The sequence below is a fragment of the Acidovorax sp. SUPP1855 genome (assembly GCF_030158955.1).
Lineage (GTDB): Bacteria > Pseudomonadota > Gammaproteobacteria > Burkholderiales > Burkholderiaceae_C > Paracidovorax.
This window is the reverse complement of sequence record NZ_BQXI01000021.1, coordinates 1-24,525: the sequence shown is the minus strand read 5'-3', so window position 1 is coordinate 24,525 and position 24,525 is coordinate 1. Positions and strand designations below refer to the sequence as shown.

The following is a 24,525-nucleotide window of genomic DNA, read 5'->3' as shown; positions in this document are numbered from 1 at the left end:
CGGGCCGGGCCGGCGCAGCGATTGTCGCCGGACGATCCGGCCATGAAGCGCGGCGGCCCCGCCGCATCTGCTAGAAAGACTGCTGCAGCCACCCGACGTGCCGCCGCGCCCGCCGACCCACGGCGGCGCCGCGCCGCCCCCTTGCGAGCCACCGAACCACCACTGACAGGAGCCCCATCCCATGAAAACCCAAGCCGCCGTCGCCTGGAAGGCCGGAGAACCCCTCACCATCGAAACCGTGGACCTGCAGGGCCCGAAATTCGGCGAGGTGCTGGTCGAAATCAAGGCCACCGGCATTTGCCATACCGACTACTACACCCTCTCGGGCGCCGACCCGGAAGGGATCTTCCCCGCCATCCTGGGCCACGAAGGCGCGGGCATCGTGGTGGACGTGGGGCCGGGCGTGACCACCCTCAAGAAGGGCGACCACGTGATCCCGCTGTACACGCCCGAATGCCGCCAGTGCAAGTTCTGCCTGTCGCGCAAGACCAACCTGTGCCAGTTGATCCGCGGCACGCAGGGCAAGGGGCTGATGCCGGACGCCACCAGCCGCTTCAGCATCGACGGCCAGCCCATCTTCCACTACATGGGCACGAGCACGTTCAGCAACTACACCGTGGCCCCCGAGATCTCGCTGGCCAAGATCCGCGAGGACGCCCCGTTCGACAAGGTCTGCTACATCGGCTGCGGCGTGACCACCGGCATCGGTGCGGTGCTGTTCACCGCCAAGGTGGAGGCCGGCGCGAACGTGGTGGTGTTCGGCCTGGGCGGCATCGGCCTGAACGTGATCCAGGGCGCCAAGATGGTGGGCGCGGACAAGATCATCGGCGTGGACATCAACCCCGCCCGCCAGGAGATGGCGCGCCAGTTCGGCATGACGCACTTCATCAACCCCAACGAGGTCGAGAACGTGGTGGACGCCATCGTGCAGCTGACCGACGGCGGTGCGGACTATTCCTTCGAATGCATCGGCAACACCAAGGTGATGCGCCAGGCGCTGGAGTGCACGCACAAGGGCTGGGGCCGCAGCATCATCATCGGCGTGGCCGAGGCCGGCGCCGAGATCAGCACGCGCCCCTTCCAGCTCGTGACGGGCCGCAAGTGGGAAGGCTCGGCCTTCGGCGGCGCCCGGGGCCGCACCGACGTGCCCAAGATCGTGGACTGGTACATGGAAGGCAAGATCGACATCGACAGCCTGATCACCCACACCATGCCCCTGGCCGACATCAACCACGGGTTCGACCTGATGAAGCGCGGCGAGTCGATCCGCGGCGTGGTCATCTACTGACCGCCCCGCGGCAGACCCCGATGGTGCCCGCCATGGACCGCATGGAACCCCTGCGCCGGATCGAGGCCGGCGTGCTCGAAGTCGCGTATTTCGAGGCGGGCCCCGCCGGGGGGCCGCCCGTCGTGCTGCTGCACGGCTTTCCCTACGACATCCATGCCTATGCCGAGGTCGCGCCGCGTCTGGCTGCGCAGGGATGCCGGGTGGTGGTGCCGTTCCTGAGGGGCTACGGCCCCACGCGGTTCCTGAGCGCGGCCACGCCGCGCTCGGGCGAGCAGGCGGCGCTGGGCGCGGACCTGCTGGCGCTGCTCGATGCGCTGGCGATCGAGCGCGCGGTGCTCGCCGGCTATGACTGGGGCGGGCGCGCGGCCTGCGTGGTCGCGGCGCTGTGGCCCGAGCGGTGCGCCGGGTTGGTCTCGCTCAACAGCTACAACATCCAGGACATCGGCCGGGCCATGGCGCCCGACACGCCGGCCAACGAACAGCGCCTTTGGTACCAGTACTACTTTCACAGCGCACGGGGCGCGGCCGGCCTGGCAAACGACCGGCGGGCCCTCACCCGCCTGCTGTGGCAGTCGTGGTCGCCGACCTGGGCGTTCGACGAGGCCACCTTCGAGCGCAGCGCCGCCGCGTTCGACAACCCCGACTTCGTGGACGTGGTGATCCACTCGTACCGCCACCGCTTCGGCCTGGTCACGGGCGATCCGGCGTACGCCGGGATCGAATCGCGCCTGGCGGCGCAGCCGGCCATCCGCGTGCCGGCCATCACCTTCGACGGCGTGGACGACGGGGTTCGCCCGCCGGCCGACGCCTCGGCCCATGCCGCGAAGTTCAGCGGCCTGCGCACGCACCGCTGGGTGCCCGGCGCCGGCCACAACCTGCCGCAGGAGGCCCCCGAAGCCTTTGCCGATGCGGTGCTCGAACTGGTCCGTGCCACCCCTTCTTCTTCACTTCCCACGCCATGACCCATCCCCTCCAGACCCTGCCGGAACACCGCAGCTTCGGCGGCACGCAGCGCTTTTACCAACACGACTCCACCGAGATCGGCCTGCCGATGAAGTTCTCGGTGTACCTGCCGCCGCAGGCCGCCCACGGCCCGGTGCCCGCGGTGCTGTACCTGGCGGGGCTGACGTGCAACGAAGAGACCTTCATGGTCAAGGCCGGCGCGCAACGCCGGGCCTCGGAACTGGGCCTGGCACTGATCGCGCCCGACACCAGCCCCCGTGGTGCCGCGGTGGAGGCCCTGCCGGACGCCACCGCCCGCTGGGATTTCGGCATCGGCGCGGGCTTTTACCTCGATGCGACCCAAGCCCCCTGGCGCACGCACTGGCGCATGGAAAGCTACCTGGTGCAGGAACTGCTCCCCCTGCTGGGCCGGCACCTGCCGATCGACCTGGATCGCCTGGGCGTCTTCGGCCACTCGATGGGCGGCCATGGCGCGCTGACGCTGGCGCTGCGCCATCCCGGCCGCTTCCGGTCGCTCTCGGCCCTGGCGCCGATCTGCGCGCCCACGCAGTGCCCCTGGGGAGAGCGGGCGTTCACCGGCTATCTGGGCGCGGACCGCACGGCGTGGGGCGAGCATGACGCCACGGTGCTCATGGAAAACCAGCCGCTGGCCCCCTACCCGGCCGGCATCCTGATCGATCAGGGGCTGGGCGACAAATTCCTCGCCGAGCAGCTTTACCCCGAGCGCTTCGAAGCCGCATGCCAGGCCATCGGCCAGCCGCTCACCCTGCGCCGCCACGAGGGGTACGACCACGGCTACTACTTCATCCAGACCTTCATCGAAGACCATCTGGCGCACCACGCCGGCGTTCTGAGCGCCGGAAACACCGCCGCCTGATCCGCTGGCGACGGGGGCCCGCAACGACAGGAGGCTCTTAATCTTGACTTAAGGCACGCGGAAAAGAATCCGCGCCATGCCTGACATCTTGCAGCCACCGTTGCGGGTTATTACCGCCGCCCGCACCGAACCCGAACCCGCCTTCGCCCCCGCCCGGCGGCCATGGCATCCCGCTGCGGTGATCGGATTGGTCAGCCTCTGGCTGGCCACCGTCTGCAACGTGCACCTGTGGAAGATCGTACTGGGCTTGCACGAATCGGGCGGGTTGCGCGCCTGGGGCTTCCTGCTCATGTTCATGGTGGCCGTGGCGGCCGCCAATGCTGCCGTGCTCGGTCTGCTGGCCTGGGGGCGACTGCTCAAGCCGGTGCTTGGCATGGCCGTGCTGGCAGCCACGTTCGGCACGTATTTCATGATGGCCTACGGCATCGTGATCGACACCGGCATGATCACCAACGTGCTGCAGACCGATCCGCGCGAAGCCGCCGACCTGCTCGACTGGCGCCTGCCGCTCACCGTGGCAGCCCTGGCGGTGCCACCCCTGTGGTGGCTGGCACGCACCCGGGTGAAGCTGCTGGGCTTTGCCCGGCAGATCGTGTTCCACTGCCTGCTGTTGCTGGGCTCGCTGGCCCTGGCCGCCGGCTCGGTCTTCCTGGTGTTCCAGGATTTTTCCTCCGCCATGCGCAACCACACGCAGTTGCGCTACCTGATCAACCCCCTGAACAGCATCTATGCCGTGGGCAATGCCGCTGCGCGCCCCCTGCGCCGGGATGCCGGCCCGCTGATGCCGCTGGGGCGCGATGCCAGGCTGGGGGCGTCCTATGCCGGCCAAGGCAAACCACCGCTGCTGGTGCTGGTGCTGGGCGAGACCGGGCGCAGCGGCAATTTCGGCCTCAACGGCTACGGCCGCCCGACGACGCCCGAGCTGTCCGCCCGCAACGACCTCGTCAGCGCCCGCAACGCCTGGTCCTGCGGCACCAGCACGGCTGCATCCGTGCCCTGCATGTTCTCCAACCTGGGGCGCACCGCCTACGAGGCTAGCCACATCCGCTCCGAGGGGCTGCTGGACGTGCTGCAGCATGCCGGCCTGGCCGTGCTGTGGGTGGACAACCAGTCGGGCTGCAAGGGCGTGTGCGACCGCGTGGCCGAGGCCAGCACCTCGGCCAAGCCCGACGACCCCCAGTGGTGCGCGGACGGCAAGGAATGCCTGGACGATGTGATGATCAAGGGCCTGGACGCCCGCATCGCGGCGCTGCCGGCCGAGCAGCGAGCCCGCGGGACCGTGGTGGTGCTGCACCAGATGGGTAGCCACGGTCCGGCCTATTTCAAGCGCTCCCTGCCTTCGCAAAAGCCCTTCCAGCCCGAATGCCGGACCTCGGCGCTGCAGGAATGCCAGCGCCAGGAAGTGGTCAACGCGTACGACAACAGCATCGTGTCCACCGACCATTTCCTCAACGCCACCATCCAGTGGCTGGCCGCGCAGTCGGGCACCGCACAGACCGCGATGATGTACGTGGCCGACCACGGTGAGTCGCTGGGCGAGAACAACATCTACCTGCACGGCATGCCCTACGCCATCGCGCCCGATGTGCAAAAGCACGTGCCCTGGATCACCTGGCTGTCACCCGCCATGCAATCGCGCACCCGCACGGCCACCGCCTGCCTGCAAAAGGACCTGGGCGAGCGGCGCCTGTCGCACGACCACTACTTTCACTCCATCCTCGGGCTGATGGACGTGCAGACCAGCGTTTACGAGGCGTCGAAGGACATGTTCGCCACCTGCCGGGGCGCTGCCGCCGCGGGCTGAACGCCGCCGCGCGGCGACAATCGCGCCCATGAACCTGCGGTTTGTCGAAGCCTTCCACTGGGCCGCCTCGCTCAAGAGCATCACGCGGGCGGCCGAAAAGCTGCACATCACGCAGTCCGCCCTGTCCAGCCGCATCGCCGCGCTGGAAGAGGAACTGGGCGTGATCCTGCTGGACCGGCGCGAGCGCCTGTTCCGCCTCACCGCCGCCGGGCAGCGCTTTCAGTTGCTGGCCGTGCGCCTGCTGGAACTGCAGCGGCAGGTGAAGGAAGAACTGGGCACCAGCCCGAACGCGCCGGTGGCGCTGCGCATCGGGGCCATCGAATCGGTCGTGCACAGCTGGCTCACCGGCTGGCTGCAGGAGATGCGCAAGACCCGCCCCGACTTCGAGCTGGAGCTGACCGTGGAAACCTCGCCCGTGCTGGTGGACCAGGTGCGGCGCGGGGCGCAGGACCTGGTGTTCACCTCCCTGCCCGCCACCGACACCGGGGTCCACACGCGGACCATGCCGCCGCTGGAACTGGTGTTCGTCGGGCACCGCACCCTGCACTCCGCGGGGCGGTACGACCTGCAACGGCTGGCGCAGCACGACCTCATCACCTTCCAAAAGGGCTCGCACCCGCACCAGAGCCTGCTGCAGCTGTTCCAGGAATCGGGCGTGGCCGTGCCGCGCATGCATGCCATCTCGTCGATTTCAGCCATGCTGCAGCTCGTGGAAGCGGGATTCGGCATCGCGGTGCTGCCGCGCGCCGTGACGCAGCGGCTGTCGCACCGCATGCCGCTGCACATCTTGCGGGCCTCGTGCGCGCTCACCGCCCTGCCCATCCACGCCAGCTACCGCGAAGACCCCGGCTCGGGAATCACCGAATCGGTGCTGGAATCGGCCCAGGCGTACGTGGCCCAGACCCAGACTGCCCGAAAAAAGCGCACGCCGCGCTGACCGCACCGTCGCAGTGCACGCGCCCCCGGGAAAGCCCGGATGGCATTGGCATGCTTTTCGCAATATTGAAAATTCAGTGGTCGCCATCGATTTTTTCGATGACGTGAACGCAAAATTTTGCGTTGGATTCGCCGCCGTGCGGCTTTCAGAATCCGCGGCATTGCCACCACCGCAAGCCCCGCATTCCAGGGCTTTCACGACGATGCCATCCCCTGTTCTTTCCCCCGGCCCAGGCGCTGCCGCCGGGCTGACCGCCCGGTCCACCGCCCGCGACGTGCGCGCGGCCGCCCGCGCCGGGCACCTGTCCGACCACACGAGCGGCCTGGCCAGCGACTACGTGCAGGTCAACCTGGCCATCCTGCCCCAGGCGCTGGCCACCGAGTTCCAACGCTATTGCGAGCGCAACCCGCGCGCCTGCCCGGTGCTGGCGGTCAGCGAGCCCGGCTCGCCCGCCCTGCCCGCGCTGGGCGCGGACATCGACATCCGCACCGACCTGCCCCGCTATGCAGTGTGGCGCGACGGCGAGCAGGTGGACGCGCCCACCGACCTCTTCGCCCACTGGCGCGACGACCTCGTGACCTTCGCCATCGGCTGCTCGTTCTCGTTCGAGCACGCGCTGCTGGCGGACGGCATTCGCCTGCGGCACGTGGACCAGGGCCGCAACGTGTCCATGTACCGCACCGACCGCGCCACCGAGCCCAGCGGCGCGTTCCGCGGGCCGCTGGTCGTTTCCATGCGCCCCATGGCGGCCGCGGACGCGATCCGTGCCATCCAGATCACCTCGCGCATGCCGCAGGTGCACGGCGCCCCCGTGCATCTGGGAGACCCGGCGCTCATCGGCATCCACGACCTGTCCCGGCCCGACTACGGCGACGCCGTGAGCGTGCAGCCGCACGAGCTGCCGGTGTTCTGGGCCTGCGGCGTGACGCCCCAGGCCGCCATCGCGGCAGCCCGCCCCGCCTTCTGCATCACCCACGCGCCGGGGCACATGCTGGTCACCGATCTGCTCAACCGCGATCTGGTGACCGCCTGACGCCGCCCTTCCTGTCCCCCCCTTCCAAGAAAGACTTCGCACCATGTGGCTCCGGCACACCTCCCCCACCGAGCGGCGCACCCTGACCGCCACCTTCGCAGGCTATGGCGTCGACGGCTTCGACTACATGATCTACACCTTCCTCATCCCCACGCTGCTGGCCGCGTGGAACATGTCCAAGGCGGAAGCCGGCTACATCGCCACCGGTGCGCTGCTCACCTCCGCCATCGGCGGATGGGCGGCCGGGGTGCTGGCCGACCGCTACGGCCGCGTGCGGGTGCTGCAGTGGACGGTGCTGTGGTTCACGCTGTTCACCTTCCTGAGCGGCTTCACCGAATCGTTCGGTCAGCTGTTCTTCACCCGGGCCATGCAGGGCTTCGGCTTCGGCGGGGAGTGGGCCGTGGGCTCGGTGCTGATCGCGGAGACCATGTCGGCCAGGCACCGCGGCAAGGCGGCCGGGCTGGTGCAAAGCAGCTGGGCCGTGGGCTGGGCCGCTTCGGCGCTGGCGTTCTGGGGCGTGTATTCGGTGCTGCCGCCGGAGATCGCCTGGAAGGTGCTGTTCTGGATCGGCATCGTGCCCGCCGTGCTCATCATCTACATCCGCCGCAACATACAGGAGCCGCCGGTCTACCTAGCGGCCCAGGCCCGTGCCCGCGCCGCCGGCACGCAGGGCAGCTTCCTGCGCATCTTCCACCCCTCGCTGCTGCGCACCACGGTGCTGGCCAGCCTGCTGGCCACCGGCATGCAGGGCGCCTACTACTCGGTCACCACCTGGCTGCCGACCTTCCTCAAGACCGAGCGGCACCTGTCCGTGCTGGGCACCAGCACCTACCTGCTGGTGCTCATCGCCGGCTCGTTCTTGGGCTACCTCGCCAGCGCTTGGCTGTCGGACGTGATCGGCCGGCGCCGCTGCTTCATCCTGTTCGCGGCAATGGGCATGGCGCTGGTGCTGGCCTACACGCAGATCCCGATCACGGACGCCTGGATGCTGGTGCTGGGCTTTCCGCTGGGGTTCTTTTTGTCAGGCATCTTCTCGGGGATGGGCGCATTTTTGTCAGAACTGTTCCCCAGCGACGTGCGGGGCTCGGGCCAGGGGTTCTGCTACAATTTCGGCCGCGCCATCGGCGCCATCTGCCCGGCGCTGGTGGGCACGCTGAGCAACACGCTGCCGCTGGGCCAGACCATCGGCTGGATCACCGCGATCTGCTACGGGCTCGTGATCTTGGCGGCGCTCGCCCTGCCCGAAACGCTGGGCCGGGAGCTGGGCGCCGAGGCCGCGCCCATCCACTGAGCCGGCATTGCGCGGTGCGGAAAAGGGCAAAAAGGAAGCTCCGTTTTCGCCGGGTGGCAGGCCGCGGGGTGCGGATCGAGCACGTAACTTGCATATGTATCAAAGCGTTGCGAACACCCGACAGAAAGGGGTAGCCCGACTGCCAGACGAGGGGTGTTCACGGCCATACTGCGACCCATCCCAATGCCTTCCGTACGCCCTCCTGAAAGGACCCCTTCCATGAAAAAACTGACCTTGCGGCAAAAGCTCTGGCTCCCGCTGGTCCTCGCGTTGCTGGGGCTGCTGGCACTGACCTTCGTGAACGCGTGGCAGACCCGGCAGATCCAGTACCAGGCCCGGCAATCGGCCCTCTCCGACATCACCGACATGGCGCTGACCGTGGCCAGCGATTACGAAAAGCAGGCCCAGGCCGGCAAGATAAGCCAGGAGGAAGCCCGCAGTGCCGCCCTGGCGCGCATCGCCTCGCAGCGCTACGGCAAGGACGGCTACGTCACCGTCATTGGCTCCGACTCCATCATGGCGATGCACCCGATCAAGCCCGAGCTGAACGGCAAGAACATGATCGCCTTCAAGGATGCCAAGGGCAACCTGCTCTACGTGAACATCGCCGCCGCCGGCGCGCAGGGCCGCGGGTTCCTCGAATACTGGTGGCCGCGCCCGGGCAGCGACGCCCCCAGCCCCAAGATCGGCTACGTGGTGCGCTTCAAGCCCTGGAACTGGGACCTGGTGGCCGGCGACTACGTCGACGACATCGAGCAGGCCTACCGCGCCTCGCTGTACCGCGCGATCGGCTTGCTGGCCCTGCTGGGGCTGGTGATCTCGGCCCTCACCGGGCTGGTGGTGCGCGACATCGAACGCTCCGTGGGCGGCGAGCCGCGCGCCGCCGCCAGCGCAGCGATGCGCATGGCCGACGGCGACCTGCAGGCGGAGATCCCGCTGCGCGCCCGCGACGAGCAAAGCCTGATGTACGCCATCGGATTCATGCGCGACCGGCTCGCCAGCATCCTGCACCGCATCCAGCAGGCCACCAGCACCATCGACCATGCGGCCAGCGAGATCGCCCAGGGCAATGGCGACCTGTCGCGCCGCACCGAGCAGCAGGCCTCTTCGCTGCAGCAGACCGCCTCCAGCATGGAAGAGCTGACCGCCACCGTGCGCCAGAACGCCGACAACGCCCGCCAAGCCGCGCAGTACGTCTCCAGCACCGCCCAGACCGCCGTGCAGGGCGGCCAGGTGGTCAACCAGGTGGTCGAGACCATGCGCTCCATCAGCGCCAGCTCGCGCAAGATCAACGAGATCATCGGCGTGATCGACGGCATCGCCTTCCAGACCAACATCCTGGCGCTGAACGCGGCGGTGGAAGCCGCGCGCGCCGGCGAGCAGGGCCGCGGCTTCGCCGTGGTGGCCTCCGAAGTGCGCGGGCTGGCCCAGCGCAGCGCGGCCGCCGCCAAGGAAATCAAGACCCTCATCAGCGAATCGGTCAACGAGGTCCACACCGGCTCCGAACTGGTCGAAAAAGCCGGCAAGACCATGGGCGAAGTGGTCGAGTCCGTGCACCGCATCTCGGGCCTGATGGAAGGCATCGCCTCGGCCAACGTGGAGCAGACGGCCGGCATCGAAGAGGTGAACCGCGCCGTCTCGCAGATGGACGAGATGACGCAGCAGAACGCCGCCATGGTGGAAGAAGCCAGCGCTGCCACCTCGGCCATGGCCTCGCAGGTGGCCGTGCTGCGCGAGGCGCTGGCCGTGTTCCAGCTGGGCGAGGCCGCAGCCCTAGCGGCCGAGCACCACCCCACGCCGGCCCCGGCGCCCAAGGTCTCGCCAAGGCCTTCCACCCGCCTGCTGCGCGCCTGACCAGGCCTGCAGCGCGGGCTGGCCGGCACGGTGCCAGCGGCCCGCGGGGGGCAGATTGTCCTGGGGGTGTGCGCCCCGGCACCCTATTGCGAGTCCGCCGTCAAGGCGCCCTGACGTGACACGGACAACGCAGGCGCTCTAACTCGAAACCGGCATCGCAGGCGCACTAATTCCGAGCCGGCACCGCAGGCGCCGGACGGCGAAGCAGCAGCCAGCCGAACAGCGGCGCCGTGATGTACATCAGCACCGAGTAGATGGCCGCGGGCAGCGCCAGCGTGTAGCTGCCCAGCACGCTCAGGGCGATGAAGATGGCCAGCGTCGAGTTATGGATGCCGATCTCGTAGCTCACCGCGGTGGCCAGCGGCTTGTCCAGCCCGGCCGCGCGGCTCAGGTAGTAGCCGGACAGCAGGCTCGCCAGGTTGAACACCAGCACCGCCGGCCCGATCTCGGCGAAGGTGCTGGCGATCGAACTCCACTCCTTGGCGATGGACAGGATGGACACCACAGCCAGCACCAGCGCGCTGAAGACCTTCACCGGCTTTTCCATGCGCGCCGCGAAGGCCGGCCAGCGCGCCGCCGCGGCCATGCCCAGCCCCACCGGCACCAGCACGATGGCGATCACCTCCAGGAGCTTGCCGGTCTGGATCGGCACCACCTGCCCGCTCTGGGCAAAGTGGGCGATGGCCGCGTTGGCGATGATCGGCAGCGTGACGATGGACAGCAGCGTGTTCACCGCCGTCAGCGAGATGTTCATCGCCACATTGCCGCCGAACAGATGAGAAAACAGGTTGGCCGAGATGCCGCCCGGCGACGCGGCCAGCAGCATCAGGCCGATGGCGAACATCGGCGACAAGCCGAAGGCGCGGATGATCGCGTAGCACAGGATCGGCAGGCCGATCACCTGCAGGCCGAGCGCGATTCCCACGGCCTTGGGGCTGTGCAGCAGCCGCCGGAAGTCGGCCACCCGCAGGGTGAGGCCGAGCCCGAACATGACGAGGGCCAGCGCGCCGAACAGAAAGCGCGTGACGATGAGGGTGCTGTCCATCGGGGCCGCCGCGCTCAGTCGCGGTAGCCCGGGTCGGTGCGGTCGAGCTTGCGGATCAGCGCGGGCCAGACGAACTGCCCGCCCAGGCCGCCCGTCTGCACCTTCATCGCATGGCCCACCCCCTGCACGATCTGCGGGTGCACCCGCGTCAACTCCCCGCCGCCCGACTGCGCGGCGATCTGGATCTGGCAGGTGGATTCGAACGTGTACATGGCCAGGAACGCATCCGCCACCGTCTTGCCGCAGGTGAGCAGGCCGTGGTTGCGCAGCATGAGGAAGTTGGCGTGGCCCAGGTCGGCCTGCAGGCGGGTCTTCTCGTCGTCGCGGATCGCCACGCCTTCGTAGTCGTGGTAAGCGAGCGAGGCCAGCACGAAGGTCGACTGCTGGCTGATGGGCAGCACGCCGTCCTTTTGCGCGCTCACGGCGATGCCGGCCCGCGTGTGGGTGTGCAGCACGCACTGGATGTCGTCGCGTGCCGCATGCACCGCGCTGTGGATCACGAAGCCCGCCGGGTTCACCGGGTGGGGCGAGTCGATCACCTTGTTGCATTGCGAATCCACCTTGACCAGGCTGGACGCCGTGATCTCGTCGAACATCAGGCCGTAGGGGTTGATGAGAAAGTGGTGCTCCGGCCCCGGCACCCGCGCGCTGATGTGGGTGAACACCAGGTCGCTCCAGCCGTGCAGGGCCACCAGGCGGTAGCAGGCGGCCAGATCGACGCGCAACTGCCACTCTTCGGCAGACACGAGTTGCCGGACTTCGGACGGGGTGATCGCATTCATGAGCATTCCTTGGGTTGGGTGCATGGCACAGAGGGCGCCGGCAGCCGTCAGGCGGCGGCCGGCTGCGGCGGCTGCAGCGCCGCCTTGTAGAGGCTCTGGCGCGGCTGGGCCAGCACGCGCCGCAGCATCGGCATGAACGTGTCGAGCGGCAGCGTCTCGGCGTGCGGGTCGAACGCCGGGTTGTCGTAGCGCTCGCAAAAATCGGCCGTCTGCTGGTAGTGCGGGTGCCCCGCGAACTGGTCGCGCAGGTGGCGGTCCAGCCCGATGTGGTGAAAGAAATAATGGCCCTGGAAGATGCCGTGGTGCTTGACCATCCAGTGGTTGGCCTCGCTCACGAACGGCTGCAGGATGGCGGCCGCGATGTCGGGGTGGTTGAACGATCCCAGCGTGTCGCCGATGTCGTGCAGCAGCGCGCACACCACGTACTCCTCGTCCCGGCCATCGCGCAGCGCGCGGGTGGCGGTCTGCAGCGAATGCGTGTAGCGGTCCACCGGAAAGCCGCCGTAGTCGCCTTCCAAGATGCGCAGGTGCGCCGCCAGCCGGTCTGCCAGGCCGCGCGAGAACTGCATGAATTCGCTGCCGATGGTCTGCCAGTCCTCGCGCGTGCTGTCCTGCATGCGCACGAAAGTCGCCTTTTGATGGGTCTGCATCGTTTTGTCTCCGTGGGGGAACCGGGCCACTGTAGGCGCGCCCCGCCCTGCCAACTGTCCAATAATTGACAGTTCGACCCCTTGGTTTACCCGCCCGCGCCGCACCGTACACCGCACTGCATGCCCCACGCGCCCCCGCTGTCGCCCGCCCACCGCCGCACCCTGGAAGGCAATCCCTGGTTCGCCGCCCTGCCCGCCGCGCAGCGCGGCGCACTGCTGGGCGCGGCGGAGCGGGTGCACCTGCAGCGCGGCGCCATGCCGTTTCGCCAGGGCGACCCGGTGGGCGCGGCCGGTAGCGGGTTCTACGGCCTGCTGGCCGGCACCCTCAAGATCTCCACGCTGCGCGACGATGGCCGCGAAGCCATCCTGGTGCTGCTGGAGCCGGGCAACTGGTTCGGCGAGATCACGCTCATCGACGGCTCGCCGCGCACGCACGACGCCACGGCGCTCACCGGGGTGGACCTGCTGGTGGTGCCGCCCTTCGCCTTCGCCGCGCAGATGGCCGACCCCGTGTTCGCCAACGCCATGGCCACCCTGCGCGGGCTGCGCGTGCGCGTGGTGCACCGCCTGCTGGCCCTGGCGCGCGGCGACGCCACCCAGTCGGCCACCCTGCGGCCCAGCGTGGCCGTGCCGCAGGAAGCGCTGGCCATGATGCTCGGCGTGACACGGCAGACCCTGTCGAAAGAGCTCAACACCCTGGCCCAGCTAGGGCTCATCGGCCTGCGCTACCGGCGCATCGAACTGCTGCAACTGGAAGCGCTGCAGCGCGTGGGCGGCGCGAACTGAACGGGCCCGGGCCCACCGTGCTCGCCCGGCGGCGCGATGCCGTCAGCCGCTGAACACCGCCATGCGCCGCTGCTGCCCCGCAGGGCGCAGTGCCATGCGCTCGGCCAGCGCCTGAATGCCTGCCTCCCCCTTCGCCAGGGCCGCCCGGCTGGTATGCACCGAATACATGCCCGTTACCAGATCGTGCGGATGCGGACTGGCGGACCCGATCACGAACACCGCGCTGCGCTCCTGCGAGGCCTGCAGTCCGATCGTGCCGGATGCGCCAAACACCGCCATCTCGCCAGTGGCCACCGCGTTGGGGCCGACCAGCTGGCCGTGGCTGACCGCCAGCCAGGCCGCATCGTGACCCTGGGGCGGCGCATACGTCCATGCCTGGCCGGGCTGCAGCGTGACAAGCAGGTAGTGAACGCCCTCCGGCGCCCGCACCGGGCTGCGAAGGCCGGCGTATTCGCCGAGGATCACCGTGACCGGGCCGCTGGCGGGCATGGCCCTGGCCTCGATGTACTGGCTGTCCACCGGGCCGTTTTCCAGTTCGGGCGGCAGGGCCAGCCACAGCTGGAAACCCGCGATGCGCGGCGACTGCCCTGGTGAAAGCTCCTTGCCATGCCACACGCCGCCCCCGGCACGCATCCACTCCACACCGCCGTAGGCCAGTTCGCCCTCGCCCGAGACCGCATCGTCGAAGCGAAAGTCGCCTTCGGTCACCACCGTGACGGTGGCCAGGCCCGAGTGCGGGTGAATGGGCATGCCACCGGCAAACGACGATTCGCCCTGGAACAGATCCAGAAACACGAAAGGCTTGAGCACCTGGCCCAGGTCGCCGGGGCTCATCAGCCGGGTGATGGGGCCGTGTCCACGGCCACGGGTGCGCCGCACGATGGTTCGTTGGGCGGTGGGGGAAAGCAAGGCGGACATGGTGGGGTGCTCCTGAAAAGACGGGCCGGACAAATCTGCGTCGGCGCCACATCCGGTTTGCCGTGGCGCCGCTACCCATCCAATGTAGAGACGCGCCCTCCATCTGCAAAGCCTATTTGATTGAATATGATCCATCTGCTTTAACGATGGATTGAGGACATCACCATGCTCGATGGCGTCTCCCTGGATCACCTGCGCATCTTCGTCGCCGCGGTGGAAACCGGCAGCTTCTCGGCCGCCGGCCGCCGCGTCGGCCGGGCGCAATCGGTCGTCAGCCAGGCCATCGCCGGGCTGGAGGCGCAACTCGGCGTCACGCTGTTCACCAGGGCGGCGCGCCTGCCCGCCCTCACGCCGGAAGGCCAGGCCCTGGCCGGCCGCGCCCGCGACATCGTTCGCGCGGCCGACACACTCAAGGCCGAGGCACGCTCGATGGCCGCCGGCCTGGAGCCCGAACTGTCGGTCGTGGTCGATGTCATGTTCCCCATGGCGGCCCTGACCGACGCCATCGGCGCCTTTGCCGTCGCCTTTCCCGGCACCACGCTGCAACTGCAGGTGGAGGCACTCGGCGCCGCGGCCCAATGGGTGCTGGACGGGCGCTGCCGCGTGGGCGTGATGGGTTCGCTGCCCGTCATTCCGCCGGAGTTCGAACAGGTGCCGCTCATGGGCGTGCCCATGGTCACCGTGGCGGCCACGGGATCGCCGCTGGCAAAGCAGCCGGGCCGGCTGACGCGCCAGCAGCTGAAAGGCCATGTCCAGCTCGTCCTCACCGACCGCTCGCCCCTCACCGCCGGCCGCGACTTCGGCGTGCTGGGCGACACCGTGTGGCGCCTGGCGGACATCGGCGCCAAGCACGCCTTCCTGCGCGCCGGCCTCGGCTGGGGGCACATGCCCCGGCCCATGGTGGAAGACGACCTGCGCGACGGGCGGCTGGTGCGCATCCAGGTGGAGACTGGCGTGCAGGGCGATCCCATGCTGGAGATGAAAGCGGTCTATCGGCGCGACGCGCTGCCCGGGCCTGCGGGCCGATGGCTGATCGAGCGGCTGCGGCAATACCCGGATTGCGGCGAAGCGCGCGCGGCCCCGGCGGCTTGAGGACGGCGCGGTGCGGTGCGGCGCGCCCTCTCACCAGCACCGAACGGTCCGCCGCCTAACCGTCGACCGGATCGAGCGGCGTCTCCAGCGTGAGCTGGTAGAACGCCGCATCCAGCCACCGGCCGAACTTGAACCCCACCTGCGGCATCGTGCCCGTGTGGACGAACCCCATTTGCCGGTGCAGCCGGATGCTCCCCTCGTTGGCCGCGTCGATGCAGCCCACCATCGCGTGCAGGCCCGCGGCCCGGGCCCGCTCCACCAGGGTTCGCATCAGCAGCGCGCCCAGCCCGCGCCCTCGGAAGTCCTTGTGCACGTAGACGCTGTGCTCCACCGTGTACTTGTAGGCCGGAAACGCCCGGAACGCGCCCCAGGAGGCAAAACCCATCAACGCGCCTTGCGCGTCGACCGCTCCCACCACGGGAAAGCCGTTCGCGCGCTTCGTGGCGAACCAGGCAGACATCGCCGATGGCGGGCGTGCCGCATAGTCGTAGAGGGCCGTCGAATGAGCGATGGCCTCGTTCAGAATGTCGAGAATTGCCCCCGCATGGGCGGCCTCGTCGCAGTCGATCAGTCGAACCTCGGGGATGGGGGTGTGATTCATGGGGAACATGCCGAACGGCGGGCGGACTTCAGCGCTTTGGAACAATCCGGCGGCATCGGCAGAACGCCGTGCGAAAGCGGCCCGCCGGCCCTGTTGCCTTTCATGCCACCATCGCCTCGTCCAGTAAAGTGGAATATGTTTCCATCTTAATGGAATCTGCGCACCATCCTGCACCAGAACCGAAACCGCGAACCCGGCTTCTTCGCCGGTGCAGCCGCCTGAAGGAGCCCGCACATGCCCATCGCCCCTGCTTCCGACCCCACTCCCGCACCCACTTGCGCCACACCCGGCACATCCGTTTTGTTCTGGCGCGGAACGGCCAATGCCAGCCTGGAGCGGCTGGCGCTGCACGTCGCGCACGACGGCATCACCGCATCGTCCACGGTGATCGGCCTGGAGGGCGGCGGCTTCCAGCTCACCCATCGCTGGCGGATCACACCCGACTGGCGCACGCAGTCGGTCGAGGTCGAGCGCTGGAACGCCAACGGCCACCGGCGGTTGGCGCTCGAACGCAACGGCAGCGGCTGGACCGTCGACGGCAAGCCGCGCACCGATCTGGACGGCGCCGAAGAACCCGACCTGTCCGCGACCCCTTTCTGCAACACCTTCCCGATCCTGCGCACGCCGCTGTCCACCGGCAAAAGCCTCCGCCTGGAAACCGCCTTCATCGACGCACTGGAGTGGACCGTCACGCGGTCGCGGCAGCGGTACGACCGGCTCGGACCGAGGCAGCTGCGCTATGTGGACCTGGGCCTTTTCAGGGGATTCGAAGCCCTCCTGACGGTGGACGCCAACGGTTTCGTCGAGCGCTATGAAGGCCTCTTCGAACGCATCCGACCGGCCTCCTGACCCTGGTGCAGCGCGGGCTGCCGCGCCGGGCGGCGGCGCCTTCAGGCACCCGTGCGGGCCAGGGGAAGCACCACCGTGAACTCACTTCCCAGGCCCAGTCCCTGGCTCTCGGCCACCACCTCGCCCCCGTGGGCCAGCACGATCTTGCGCACGATCGCCAGTCCCAGGCCCAGCCCGCCTTCCGCATTCGAGGCGGCGCCCGGCGCCTGGACGAACGGCTCGAACAAGTCGGCCACGGAGCCTGGAGGCAGGCCCACGCCGTTGTCCCGGATCGCCACCGCCACCTGGCGCTCGCCGCGCCATTGCACCTGCAGGGCGATCTCGCCACCGGGATCGGTGTACTTGGCGGCGTTGGTCAACAGATTGGCGAACACCTGGACCAGCCGCAGCGCATCGCCAGTGACCACCACGGGCGCATCGCCCAGATCGACGTTGAGCCGGTGGCCTTTCTTGGCCACCAGCGGCGCGCTCTGCTCGAGCGCCTGTCGCAGTACCTGCTGCAGATCCACCGGCACCTTCGGCGGCGGGCTTGCGCGCATCAGCCCGGACAGGTCGAGCAGGTCGTCCGCCATGCGCGTGAGTTGCGCCACCTGGCGGCCAATCATCTCGCTGGCCCGCAGCACCCGTTTTTCATCGCCGGGCGAGCGCTGCAGCACCGCCTGCGCGGAATGGATGGCGGACAGCGGGTTGCGGATCTCATGGCCGAGGATGGCCATGGCGTTGTCCTTGGCACGGTTGCTGGCTTTGAGCTGCTGCATCTTTTCCGCCAGCGCCACGCGCGAGCGCCGCAGTTGCCCGCCCATCAGACCGATGCCCAGTCCGATCGCCAGGAAAAGCAGAAGCCGGGCCACGTTCTCTGGCTGCAGCACCTCGCGCAAACCAGCGCCGCGCTCGATGAACAGGTACGTGCCCACCGACGTGCCCAGCACCGTGGCCAGCAGTGCCGGGCCGAACCCTCCATAGATCGCGGCCACCACGATCGGCACCGTCAAAATGAGGTACGGCCCCTGCTGCCCCAGCACCGGATTGAGCAGGTAGCGCAACAGCAGCGCTGCCGCCACGGCGGCGACGGCGGTCAGATAGTGGCGATTCATGCGCGCGATGATGCCAGGGCCTTGGCCCCTCTTTGCCGTGCCGCGGGCGCTCTGCGGGTTCTGCCGCAAAATCGGTCTCCCAACCCCTGCCCGCACCATGTCCGTCCACGAAACCCTGAAGGCCTGGGCCTGGCGCATCAAGCGAGACGGCGTCACGCTCTGGTTCGCCTGCAAGAGCCCCGCCACGCCGTGGCACGCGAAAGCCCTGGGCATGTTCGTCGTGGCCTATGCGCTCAGCCCGATCGACCTGATTCCGGACTTCATCCCCGTCCTGGGCTATGTGGACGACGTCCTCTTGCTGCCGGCGCTGATCTGGCTCACGGTGAAGCTGCTGCCCGCGCCCGTGCTGGCTTCCTGCCGAAGCCAGGCGGAAGAATGGATGCGCACGGAAGGCAAGAAGCCTCGCAGCCGAGCAGGGGTGTTTCTGGTTCTGGGGGTCTGGCTGGGGGCCGGCGTTGCGGGGTACCTGCTGGTTCAGCGCTGGTGGTAGCTCTATCGCTTTGCCTGCCGGTGCAGGCGAGCGGGCGGCGCTTTTTGCCTTTTCGGGCTCCAGCGCAATCAGCACTAGGGCATACCGCTACATATTTAATAGCAAACGCATGCAAGGCCGATGGGCTAGCTAGCCCTTGGCGATACCCGCAGTGCGGACCATGCCCATCCGGCCGGATGCCTGCCGCTTGTCCCTGGTGGGAGGCTGACCATGCATGCGGGCGTATTCGCGGCTGAACTGCGAGGCACTCTCGTACCCCACTTCGAAAGCGACCTGGCTCATGCTCTTGCCCTGCGACAGGATCAGGCGGCGCGCCTCCATCAACCGCAGTGCTTTTTGGAACTGCAGCGGCGACAGCGAGGTGATGGCCCGAAAGTGAAGATGGAATGCCGAGCGGCCCATGCCGGCCGCCGCTGCCAGTTGCTCGATACGCACCGGCCGCGCGGGCTCGGCACGCAGGATCGCCACCGCGCGCGCGATGCGGCGCGCGTGGCTGTCTGGCAAGCCCAGGTGGCGGATCACAGCGCCCTGGCGGCCCCGCAGCAACCAATGGTGGATCTCCCGGACCAAGCCGTCCTTGAGCACCGCGAGCGATTCGGGCCGGTCCAGCAGCCGCACCAGCCGGCGCACGGCATCGCGCAGATCCTCCTCATCGCCCGTGTCGGCCGCGTCGGGCGCGGCGGGAGGCGCATCGCACGCAGGCGATCCCAGGACCAGATCGGTGATCACCGACGGGTCCAGCTCCAGGGCAACGGCCAGATAGGGCTGGGCGATGCTGGCCTGGCTGATGCGGCTGGCCGTGGGCACGTTGGCCGTGACGATCGTCGTGTCGCCCGCCGCATAGGACGCCGTGCGGCTGCCCATGGCGACCCGCTTGCGCCCCTGCAGCACCAGGCACACCAGGGGCTGCTCCACCGCATGCTCCAACGCGCTCGGCGCCGTGCGCCGAACCAGGTACAGGCCATGCACCGGCGTGGCGGTGATGCCGCCCGTCCGTTGGTGCGTGGTGCCTGTGTAGCGCAAGACCGCTTGCGTCAATTCGTCGTCCGCCATGGCGCATTCTGGCCAGGAAGGCTGACCCGGCACAACCGGCCTGGACGATCAGGCAAGGAATGCCGATCTTCGGGCAGGCAACGGAGTGAGCGCGACCCTACAGTCGTTGCGTTGTACCGAACCCCGAAAGGCAACCATGACTCCGCTGTCGCCCCCGCACGAGAACCCGCCCGCCGCCGAACAGGCCCACGCACCGCACCGGGGTGTGCAGGTGCTGGGAGAACAAGGCGCTGAGGGCGCAAGGCCTTCTTCATCGAGATCGAGGCCCGCCCCGGGCAGGAGGAGGCGGTGGTGCAGATGCTGCGGGACATCCGGGCCTGCGTCGAAACCGAACCCGCCACGGGGCCGTGGTTCGCCGTGCGGTTTTCGGAAACACGCTTTGCGATTTTGAAGCGTTTCCCGATCTGGCGGGGCGGCAGGCGCATGTCGATGGTGGAGGGGGCGATATCTTTCGCGACGTGACGCGGATGAATGCGATCCTTGCTGAGGTGGCGCGGGTGCATCGCGTGGATGTGCTGATGAGCAAGGATTACTTTGCTTATTGCAAGGCGGGATGATTCAGCAGTCGTAGAGTTGACCGCCCAGAATACCGCAGCAATAGGCCGCCCTGCTGTCAATCGAATTCGGCTTCTGACTGTATGAAATAGCCCTGACAAGACGCTTATTGCCAATCAAACATGATTGATTTAGCGTTTATCCCGAGTCTTTTCAAGCCTGTACGGTCAACGCACTCAGCAGGTACACGGCAAGATCGTGTGCTTGGCAAATGAACGTGCACGATCATCATTGATGATGATTGAGGCAAGAGCTGTACTTCCACGGATGACGATCAATGACATTGCTTCAGAACGACCCCATCACCCAACTTGCGTTTTCTGTATACGAAAACAAAGGTGTGTTCGCTGTTTTACTAGGGTCTGGCCTGTCTCGCTCCGCTGAGATTCCAACTGGCTGGGAAATTACTCTGGACCTCGTACGCCGTGTAGCCATGGCTCAGGACGTTGCGGAGCAACCTGACTGGGCAAAGTGGTATCGGGAGAAAACAGGTATGGAGCCGAACTATTCCGTGCTACTGGAGGAGATCGCCAGTTCACCGGATGAACGCAGGGCGATACTGCATCGCTACATAGAGCCAGATGAGCAGGACCGCGAGGAAGGCCGGAAGATTGCGACCAAGGCACACCACGCTATCGCAAACCTAGTCCGGGCCGGCTATGTGCGGGTGATCGTCACCACCAATTTCGACCGACTAATGGAAAACGCTCTGCGGGAACAGGGGGTTGAGCCAACGGTTGTCGCGTCCGCAGACGCGCTCGCAGGCGCCGAACCTCTTACCCACAGTCGCTGCTATCTGCTAAAGCTGCACGGAGATTACAAAGACGCACGCATCCTGAACACCGATCAGGAACTGAGCGCCTATCCTGAAGGCTACAACAGGTTGCTGGACCGCATCTTCGATGAACATGGTCTGATCATCTGCGGTTGGTCGGGGGAATGGGATCATGCCTTGCGTGCAGCCTTCCTTAGAGCGCCGAACCGGCGCTATCCGGTCTACTGGGGCGCACGTGGAACACTGGGCTCGGGCGCGCAGGAGTTAGCGATGCACAGAGCCGCAAGGGCCATCCCAATCACGGGTGCCGATGAATTTTTCCAGACTCTTCAAAGGCGAGTCGAAACTCTTGAGCAAAGCCAGCGTCAAAATCCGGCAAGCGTCGAACTCCTTGTCAACAGTGCAAAACGATACCTTTCAAAACCAGAGCACCGCATTCAACTAGAAGAATTGCTTTCGCACGAAACAGAACGGTTGATGGTGCAGCTTGATGCCCAGCAATTCGAGCCCCATGGACCGTGGAGTCAGGAAGAATTCCGATCTCGCGTCCAGCTATACAAAGCAATGACCGAGCCCTTGACACGCATGGCTGGCGTGTTGGGCAGATGGGGAGATGGCAATGAACTAGGCACGATGTTAGACATAGTCAAAGGTTTGTATCTCCATGCCGAAAAGGTTGGCAATGGCTTGAATGTATGGCTTGGTCTACGCTCCTATCCTGCTGTCTTGGTATTCACGGCCTACGGTGTTGGTCTGACACGTTCGAATCGCTGGCAAACGCTGCACAAGTTCCTTATTGCTCCTTGGCCAAGAGAGTATCAAGACGCCAAGAGAACTGTGTCAATGCTGCTGCTCGGGGCTTGGAAGGGCGAACGAAACGATCTTTGGGTTCAGTTAGACGGCTTGAACAATCGCAAGACGGCCTTAAGCGATCACTTGTTTGACGTGATGAATGAATGGCGCTCCAGCTTTGCTGGCGTGTCGGCTGATTTCGAGTTGGTGTACGAAAGATTCGAGACTCTGGCCGCATTGACATATCTGGAAGAAGACAGCGAAGCCAGCTTAGAACAGGCATTCACCAATACGCCGCATGGGCTGTTTGCCCAAATGCCAGTCGGGCGTGTGGGCTGGCATGGAACATCGGCAACTACGCTGGTGCAGGAGCTTCAGTCGGAGGCGATGATCACTGACTTGCTGAACGCGGGATTCGCGCACAAGAGTCGCCGCTACCTCGAACTGTTCGTCGAAAGCCTGAAGCGTTACATCAGCAAGATTTCTTGGTAGATATTTTTCAATGCAGTAATCGGTCACCCGATTAGCGGAGGTGGAGTTGATCACACCGTATCAGGCTTGCTGCGCGACAAGATCAGTTTGCGTGCCGATGCTCATCATCGGCCACGCGCCTTTAATTGTTAATTCTTTTGCCGAAGTTCAAATCGGATTTTTTCAGTAAGTCCGGACACCTCGCAAGAACGAAGCTGATACTCGGCAGTCACCTGCTCTTGGCTCTTGTTGGCAAGGAAAAATAGCTTTCCTGCAACCTCCATGAGCAAACTGACCAATGTCGAGCTTTGATCGAGGCTGTTAGCCTGGACCCAGCGATCAAGTGCTCCACTGGACATTCCGTAGAGTTCTTCGCGCCAAGGCGCGCTGTTCACAGCGAGAAGAATCTCTCGCTGAGCGGCGATACGATTGTTGAACTCAGTCATTTATTACCTCGGCGAGCAGCTGAGCCATCCAAGCTCGGATGACAGGAACCACCTTGATTGCAAGCATAACCTCTTCGCTTGACAACGCATCGCCAATTCCACGCGTCGACAGCACTCGCGCGCGCGCGAGCACATCAAAGGCCTCTTCATCCACGCTCAGCGGAGCATCAATCAACAAGGGTGACCTCCGGGAGAACACGGGATGACCACGCCATAGCGAATAGCAGGTGGCAAAGTTCCTGATACCCAGGAACATGCAAGACAGATTGAAAGTAGCGTTCACGCGGGTCTTCGATAGCTGATCAAACGAATCGAAAAAGAGGCGAGCAAATTTCTTACAGTCCTCTGCCCCAGCTTTGTAGGCGGCAGGAACGCCAAGCGATGCGATGAAGTCAACACCGTCGGATGAAAACAGTAGCCTAGATTCCAAATGTAGATGCCAGGCAAACGGATTTCCCTCTGCCCACAAGTAGCCCAATCGATCGTGCCCATAAACCGAGAACTTTTTAGTGTCGATATCAGGGCGATTAGGCTCCGTGATGCAGGCGAGCAGATCGATGTCTGACGACCTATCGACCTCACCACGGCAAATCGAGCCAAACGCGTAGAAATGCACAGTCATCGCCGGCCGAAGCGCTTTACCAAGAGCGCAGTGAGCAGTGACAACGCGATTAGTCTGGCAGCGACAATCATCGACGCGGCAGCGGTGGTATGAAAAGACCGGGAGATTGTGCCCAGGAAGATTGCCGGGGCGTCCTTCAGGCTCCCCAAGTAGTCCAAGATAGTTGCCGAGCCGTTGGATGCATTCGCATCGTAGACTGCAATGGCAACCATTGCGATGATGATGGTCCGCAGTAGTTTGGTAATGCTCTCACCGTTTCCCCAAACAAAATGAAGCACCCAAAATTCCACCCAAGCAAGGAACTGACGGATACGCTGCAGACCGCGATATTTCTTACGATGAAATTCGTCCTCAGATAGCCAGGACTCAAGCAAATGACGTGAAGTAGCATCGAGTTCTTGTGTGATTGCCTCATTGACCGCCTTGGCGTCTCCAACCTGCTGGAAGTTCATCCGCAGCGAACGCGCGAAACGCATCTTTAAGTTCTCCTCCCTAGGACTCCACGCAGTCAAAATGTCGGAGTCGATTTGGCAACGCTCGAAGGTCGCGTAGTCAAACCTGGAACCCGGAAAGCTCGACTGATGGAGGTTAGAACCGATGAATCGGCACCCCGTGAAATTGCATGAATCAAATACACAGCTGCGAAAATAGCATCCGTCAAACACGCTGTGCTCGAATGACACGTTCTTGAACTTGATCTTGCTCGCGTTAAGGCGGATGAAGACCTTAAACTTGAATGCAACAGTCTCGTCTAAAACGTTTTTTGGTACATAGTGGTCGGTTATGGCCTCCCTGTTGCCAGGAGAAAAATGAGGCGGAATCGCAGGCAAAAGATCGTCTGTCATTTTTGGCTCGCATTTGGGTCTGACTCACACCCCGCTAAAGCCAACTCTTCTTTCGAGCAGCTAGGGGCCGAGCGGGGCTTAGAAACCCATTATCTATCCACAACTTTCATGTCGCGCGATACTTCCTACCGAAACTTCACAACGCACTAAGTCACTATCGCTCTAGTAACTTTTTGAGCGGTAAACAAAGCAGCTCTCAGCCACGAGTGCGTCCAAAACAGCCAATAGTCAATTTCAGCGCCTGAGCGAACATGGCCCCACCTTATGTGGCCATGCATCTCTCCACTGAATGCCCTCCCCGTCAGCCCAGCCCCCCCTGGCACACGTACTTAGTGTGCAGGTAATCCTCCAGCCCGTGCGTCGATCCCTCGCGCCCGTAGCCTGACTCCTTCACCCCCCCGAACGGCGCGGCTTCCGCCGCCAGCGCCCCTTCGTTGATCCCCACGATCCCCGTCTCCAGGGCCTCCGCCACCCGCCAGATGCGCCGCACGTCCTGGCTGTAGAAGTACGCGGCCAGCCCGAACGGCGTGTCGTTGGCGGCGGCGATCACCTCTTCTTCGTTGTCGAAGCGCGTGAGCGGCGCCACCGGCCCGAACGTCTCCTCGCACGCGC

At 65.8% G+C, this 24,525-nt stretch carries 25 protein-coding genes; 14 read left to right on the top strand and 11 right to left on the bottom strand.

What is annotated here, in order from left to right:
• Positions 1 to 181: 181 nt before the first annotated feature.
• The 8 genes from AVMA1855_RS17505 (at position 182) to AVMA1855_RS17470 (ending at position 10,047) form a co-directional block, all read left to right on the top strand.
• Positions 182 to 1,288, top strand: coding sequence for an S-(hydroxymethyl)glutathione dehydrogenase/class III alcohol dehydrogenase (locus AVMA1855_RS17505; RefSeq protein WP_092744641.1), 1,107 nt, complete (start codon positions 182 to 184; stop codon positions 1,286 to 1,288).
• 32 nt (positions 1,289 to 1,320) lie between these two features.
• Positions 1,321 to 2,250, top strand: coding sequence for an alpha/beta fold hydrolase (locus AVMA1855_RS17500; RefSeq protein ID WP_284426693.1), 930 nt, complete (start codon positions 1,321 to 1,323; stop codon positions 2,248 to 2,250).
• On the top strand, positions 2,247 to 3,128 hold the full coding sequence (gene fghA, locus AVMA1855_RS17495; protein WP_284426692.1) for an S-formylglutathione hydrolase: 882 nt from the start codon (positions 2,247 to 2,249) through the stop codon (positions 3,126 to 3,128). The genes AVMA1855_RS17500 and fghA overlap by 4 nt, the downstream gene beginning before the upstream one ends.
• A 76-nt stretch (positions 3,129 to 3,204) precedes the next feature.
• Complete coding sequence (locus AVMA1855_RS17490) at positions 3,205 to 4,932, top strand: phosphoethanolamine transferase (RefSeq protein ID WP_284426691.1); 1,728 nt, start codon at positions 3,205 to 3,207, stop codon at positions 4,930 to 4,932.
• A gap of 28 nt (positions 4,933 to 4,960) precedes the next feature.
• Positions 4,961 to 5,869: a LysR family transcriptional regulator gene (locus AVMA1855_RS17485; RefSeq protein ID WP_284426690.1), complete on the top strand. Its 909-nt coding sequence runs from the start codon at positions 4,961 to 4,963 to the stop codon at positions 5,867 to 5,869.
• A gap of 202 nt (positions 5,870 to 6,071) precedes the next feature.
• Positions 6,072 to 6,902 (top strand): putative hydro-lyase, encoded by an 831-nt coding sequence (locus AVMA1855_RS17480; protein WP_284426689.1) that lies wholly within the window; start codon positions 6,072 to 6,074, stop codon positions 6,900 to 6,902.
• A gap of 43 nt (positions 6,903 to 6,945) precedes the next feature.
• Positions 6,946 to 8,193 (top strand): MFS transporter, encoded by a 1,248-nt coding sequence (locus AVMA1855_RS17475; protein ID WP_284426688.1) that lies wholly within the window; start codon positions 6,946 to 6,948, stop codon positions 8,191 to 8,193.
• Between the two features lie 219 nt (positions 8,194 to 8,412).
• Positions 8,413 to 10,047: a methyl-accepting chemotaxis protein gene (locus tag AVMA1855_RS17470; protein ID WP_284426687.1), complete on the top strand. Its 1,635-nt coding sequence runs from the start codon at positions 8,413 to 8,415 to the stop codon at positions 10,045 to 10,047.
• A 166-nt stretch (positions 10,048 to 10,213) separates the two neighbouring features.
• Here AVMA1855_RS17470 and AVMA1855_RS17465 read toward each other — a convergent pair whose 3' ends face one another.
• The 3 genes from AVMA1855_RS17465 to AVMA1855_RS17455 are packed head-to-tail and all read right to left on the bottom strand — an operon-like array spanning position 10,214 to position 12,524.
• Positions 10,214 to 11,092 (bottom strand): bile acid:sodium symporter family protein, encoded by an 879-nt coding sequence (locus tag AVMA1855_RS17465; protein WP_284426686.1) that lies wholly within the window; start codon positions 11,090 to 11,092, stop codon positions 10,214 to 10,216.
• A gap of 14 nt (positions 11,093 to 11,106) precedes the next feature.
• Positions 11,107 to 11,874: a class II aldolase/adducin family protein gene (locus tag AVMA1855_RS17460; RefSeq protein ID WP_284411924.1), complete on the bottom strand. Its 768-nt coding sequence runs from the start codon at positions 11,872 to 11,874 to the stop codon at positions 11,107 to 11,109.
• A 47-nt stretch (positions 11,875 to 11,921) separates the two neighbouring features.
• The gene (locus tag AVMA1855_RS17455) at positions 11,922 to 12,524 is read right to left on the bottom strand and encodes an HD domain-containing protein (RefSeq protein ID WP_284426685.1); all 603 of its coding nucleotides are present in this window, start codon (positions 12,522 to 12,524) and stop codon (positions 11,922 to 11,924) included.
• Positions 12,525 to 12,644: 120 nt separating this feature from the next.
• Between AVMA1855_RS17455 and AVMA1855_RS17450 the strand changes: the two genes are divergently transcribed.
• On the top strand, positions 12,645 to 13,310 hold the full coding sequence (locus tag AVMA1855_RS17450) for a Crp/Fnr family transcriptional regulator (protein WP_284426684.1): 666 nt from the start codon (positions 12,645 to 12,647) through the stop codon (positions 13,308 to 13,310).
• A gap of 42 nt (positions 13,311 to 13,352) precedes the next feature.
• Here the strand turns inward: AVMA1855_RS17450 and AVMA1855_RS17445 are convergent, their stop codons facing one another.
• On the bottom strand, positions 13,353 to 14,228 hold the full coding sequence (locus AVMA1855_RS17445) for a pirin family protein (RefSeq protein ID WP_284426683.1): 876 nt from the start codon (positions 14,226 to 14,228) through the stop codon (positions 13,353 to 13,355).
• 165 nt (positions 14,229 to 14,393) lie between these two features.
• Between AVMA1855_RS17445 and AVMA1855_RS17440 the strand changes: the two genes are divergently transcribed.
• Entirely contained in the window at positions 14,394 to 15,320 is a 927-nt protein-coding gene (locus AVMA1855_RS17440) for a LysR family transcriptional regulator (RefSeq protein ID WP_284426682.1), read from the top strand.
• Between the two features lie 55 nt (positions 15,321 to 15,375).
• Here AVMA1855_RS17440 and AVMA1855_RS17435 read toward each other — a convergent pair whose 3' ends face one another.
• Positions 15,376 to 15,921, bottom strand: coding sequence for a GNAT family N-acetyltransferase (locus AVMA1855_RS17435; protein ID WP_284426681.1), 546 nt, complete (start codon positions 15,919 to 15,921; stop codon positions 15,376 to 15,378).
• A 234-nt stretch (positions 15,922 to 16,155) separates the two neighbouring features.
• On the opposite strand from AVMA1855_RS17435, the gene AVMA1855_RS17430 reads away from it, so the two are divergent.
• Entirely contained in the window at positions 16,156 to 16,770 is a 615-nt protein-coding gene (locus AVMA1855_RS17430) for a putative glycolipid-binding domain-containing protein (RefSeq protein ID WP_284426680.1), read from the top strand.
• A 41-nt stretch (positions 16,771 to 16,811) separates the two neighbouring features.
• Here AVMA1855_RS17430 and AVMA1855_RS17425 read toward each other — a convergent pair whose 3' ends face one another.
• On the bottom strand, positions 16,812 to 17,864 hold the full coding sequence (locus tag AVMA1855_RS17425; RefSeq protein WP_284426679.1) for a sensor histidine kinase: 1,053 nt from the start codon (positions 17,862 to 17,864) through the stop codon (positions 16,812 to 16,814).
• 97 nt (positions 17,865 to 17,961) lie between these two features.
• Here AVMA1855_RS17425 and AVMA1855_RS17420 point away from each other — a divergent pair, with 97 nt between their 5' ends.
• On the top strand, positions 17,962 to 18,354 hold the full coding sequence (locus AVMA1855_RS17420; RefSeq protein ID WP_284426678.1) for a YkvA family protein: 393 nt from the start codon (positions 17,962 to 17,964) through the stop codon (positions 18,352 to 18,354).
• Positions 18,355 to 18,483: 129 nt separating this feature from the next.
• On the opposite strand, the gene AVMA1855_RS17415 is transcribed toward AVMA1855_RS17420, so the two are convergent.
• A complete protein-coding gene (locus tag AVMA1855_RS17415) occupies positions 18,484 to 19,407 on the bottom strand; it encodes an AraC family transcriptional regulator (RefSeq protein ID WP_284426677.1) in 924 nt (307 codons plus the stop codon).
• Positions 19,408 to 19,754: 347 nt separating this feature from the next.
• Between AVMA1855_RS17415 and AVMA1855_RS17410 the strand changes: the two genes are divergently transcribed.
• Together AVMA1855_RS17410 and AVMA1855_RS17405 are read left to right on the top strand one after the other, a co-directional pair.
• On the top strand, positions 19,755 to 19,964 hold the full coding sequence (locus tag AVMA1855_RS17410; protein ID WP_284426676.1) for a hypothetical protein: 210 nt from the start codon (positions 19,755 to 19,757) through the stop codon (positions 19,962 to 19,964).
• A 275-nt stretch (positions 19,965 to 20,239) separates the two neighbouring features.
• A complete protein-coding gene (locus AVMA1855_RS17405) occupies positions 20,240 to 22,021 on the top strand; it encodes an SIR2 family protein (protein ID WP_284426675.1) in 1,782 nt (593 codons plus the stop codon).
• A 128-nt stretch (positions 22,022 to 22,149) separates the two neighbouring features.
• On the opposite strand, the gene AVMA1855_RS17400 is transcribed toward AVMA1855_RS17405, so the two are convergent.
• The 4 genes from AVMA1855_RS17400 to AVMA1855_RS17385 form a co-directional block, all read right to left on the bottom strand.
• Positions 22,150 to 22,446 (bottom strand): hypothetical protein, encoded by a 297-nt coding sequence (locus AVMA1855_RS17400; RefSeq protein ID WP_284426674.1) that lies wholly within the window; start codon positions 22,444 to 22,446, stop codon positions 22,150 to 22,152.
• Complete coding sequence (locus tag AVMA1855_RS17395) at positions 22,439 to 23,068, bottom strand: hypothetical protein (RefSeq protein WP_284426673.1); 630 nt, start codon at positions 23,066 to 23,068, stop codon at positions 22,439 to 22,441. Before AVMA1855_RS17395 ends, AVMA1855_RS17400 begins: the two co-directional genes overlap by 8 nt.
• On the bottom strand, positions 23,065 to 23,913 hold the full coding sequence (locus tag AVMA1855_RS17390; protein WP_284426672.1) for a pentapeptide repeat-containing protein: 849 nt from the start codon (positions 23,911 to 23,913) through the stop codon (positions 23,065 to 23,067). The genes AVMA1855_RS17395 and AVMA1855_RS17390 overlap by 4 nt, the downstream gene beginning before the upstream one ends.
• Before the next feature lie 301 nt (positions 23,914 to 24,214).
• A partial coding sequence (locus AVMA1855_RS17385; RefSeq protein WP_284426671.1) for an aldehyde dehydrogenase family protein occupies positions 24,215 to 24,525 on the bottom strand: 311 nt, incomplete at its 5' end.

Excerpts from the sequence above, each read along its gene's own strand:
- AVMA1855_RS17505 (WP_092744641.1), top strand. The coding sequence starts at position 182 with ATGAAAACCCAAGCCGCCGTCGCCTGGAAGGCCGGAGAACCCCTCACC.
- AVMA1855_RS17500 (WP_284426693.1), top strand. The coding sequence starts at position 1,321 with ATGGACCGCATGGAACCCCTGCGCCGGATCGAGGCCGGCGTGCTCGAA.
- fghA (WP_284426692.1), top strand. The coding sequence starts at position 2,247 with ATGACCCATCCCCTCCAGACCCTGCCGGAACACCGCAGCTTCGGCGGC.
- AVMA1855_RS17490 (WP_284426691.1), top strand. The coding sequence starts at position 3,205 with ATGCCTGACATCTTGCAGCCACCGTTGCGGGTTATTACCGCCGCCCGC.
- AVMA1855_RS17485 (WP_284426690.1), top strand. The coding sequence starts at position 4,961 with ATGAACCTGCGGTTTGTCGAAGCCTTCCACTGGGCCGCCTCGCTCAAG.
- AVMA1855_RS17480 (WP_284426689.1), top strand. The coding sequence starts at position 6,072 with ATGCCATCCCCTGTTCTTTCCCCCGGCCCAGGCGCTGCCGCCGGGCTG.
- AVMA1855_RS17475 (WP_284426688.1), top strand. The coding sequence starts at position 6,946 with ATGTGGCTCCGGCACACCTCCCCCACCGAGCGGCGCACCCTGACCGCC.
- AVMA1855_RS17470 (WP_284426687.1), top strand. The coding sequence starts at position 8,413 with ATGAAAAAACTGACCTTGCGGCAAAAGCTCTGGCTCCCGCTGGTCCTC.
- AVMA1855_RS17465 (WP_284426686.1), bottom strand. The coding sequence starts at position 11,092 with ATGGACAGCACCCTCATCGTCACGCGCTTTCTGTTCGGCGCGCTGGCC.
- AVMA1855_RS17460 (WP_284411924.1), bottom strand. The coding sequence starts at position 11,874 with ATGAATGCGATCACCCCGTCCGAAGTCCGGCAACTCGTGTCTGCCGAA.
- AVMA1855_RS17455 (WP_284426685.1), bottom strand. The coding sequence starts at position 12,524 with ATGCAGACCCATCAAAAGGCGACTTTCGTGCGCATGCAGGACAGCACG.
- AVMA1855_RS17450 (WP_284426684.1), top strand. The coding sequence starts at position 12,645 with ATGCCCCACGCGCCCCCGCTGTCGCCCGCCCACCGCCGCACCCTGGAA.
- AVMA1855_RS17445 (WP_284426683.1), bottom strand. The coding sequence starts at position 14,228 with ATGTCCGCCTTGCTTTCCCCCACCGCCCAACGAACCATCGTGCGGCGC.
- AVMA1855_RS17440 (WP_284426682.1), top strand. The coding sequence starts at position 14,394 with ATGCTCGATGGCGTCTCCCTGGATCACCTGCGCATCTTCGTCGCCGCG.
- AVMA1855_RS17435 (WP_284426681.1), bottom strand. The coding sequence starts at position 15,921 with ATGAATCACACCCCCATCCCCGAGGTTCGACTGATCGACTGCGACGAG.
- AVMA1855_RS17430 (WP_284426680.1), top strand. The coding sequence starts at position 16,156 with ATGCCCATCGCCCCTGCTTCCGACCCCACTCCCGCACCCACTTGCGCC.
- AVMA1855_RS17425 (WP_284426679.1), bottom strand. The coding sequence starts at position 17,864 with ATGAATCGCCACTATCTGACCGCCGTCGCCGCCGTGGCGGCAGCGCTG.
- AVMA1855_RS17420 (WP_284426678.1), top strand. The coding sequence starts at position 17,962 with ATGTCCGTCCACGAAACCCTGAAGGCCTGGGCCTGGCGCATCAAGCGA.
- AVMA1855_RS17415 (WP_284426677.1), bottom strand. The coding sequence starts at position 19,407 with ATGGCGGACGACGAATTGACGCAAGCGGTCTTGCGCTACACAGGCACC.
- AVMA1855_RS17405 (WP_284426675.1), top strand. The coding sequence starts at position 20,240 with ATGACATTGCTTCAGAACGACCCCATCACCCAACTTGCGTTTTCTGTA.
- AVMA1855_RS17400 (WP_284426674.1), bottom strand. The coding sequence starts at position 22,446 with ATGACTGAGTTCAACAATCGTATCGCCGCTCAGCGAGAGATTCTTCTC.
- AVMA1855_RS17395 (WP_284426673.1), bottom strand. The coding sequence starts at position 23,068 with ATGACTGTGCATTTCTACGCGTTTGGCTCGATTTGCCGTGGTGAGGTC.
- AVMA1855_RS17390 (WP_284426672.1), bottom strand. The coding sequence starts at position 23,913 with ATGACAGACGATCTTTTGCCTGCGATTCCGCCTCATTTTTCTCCTGGC.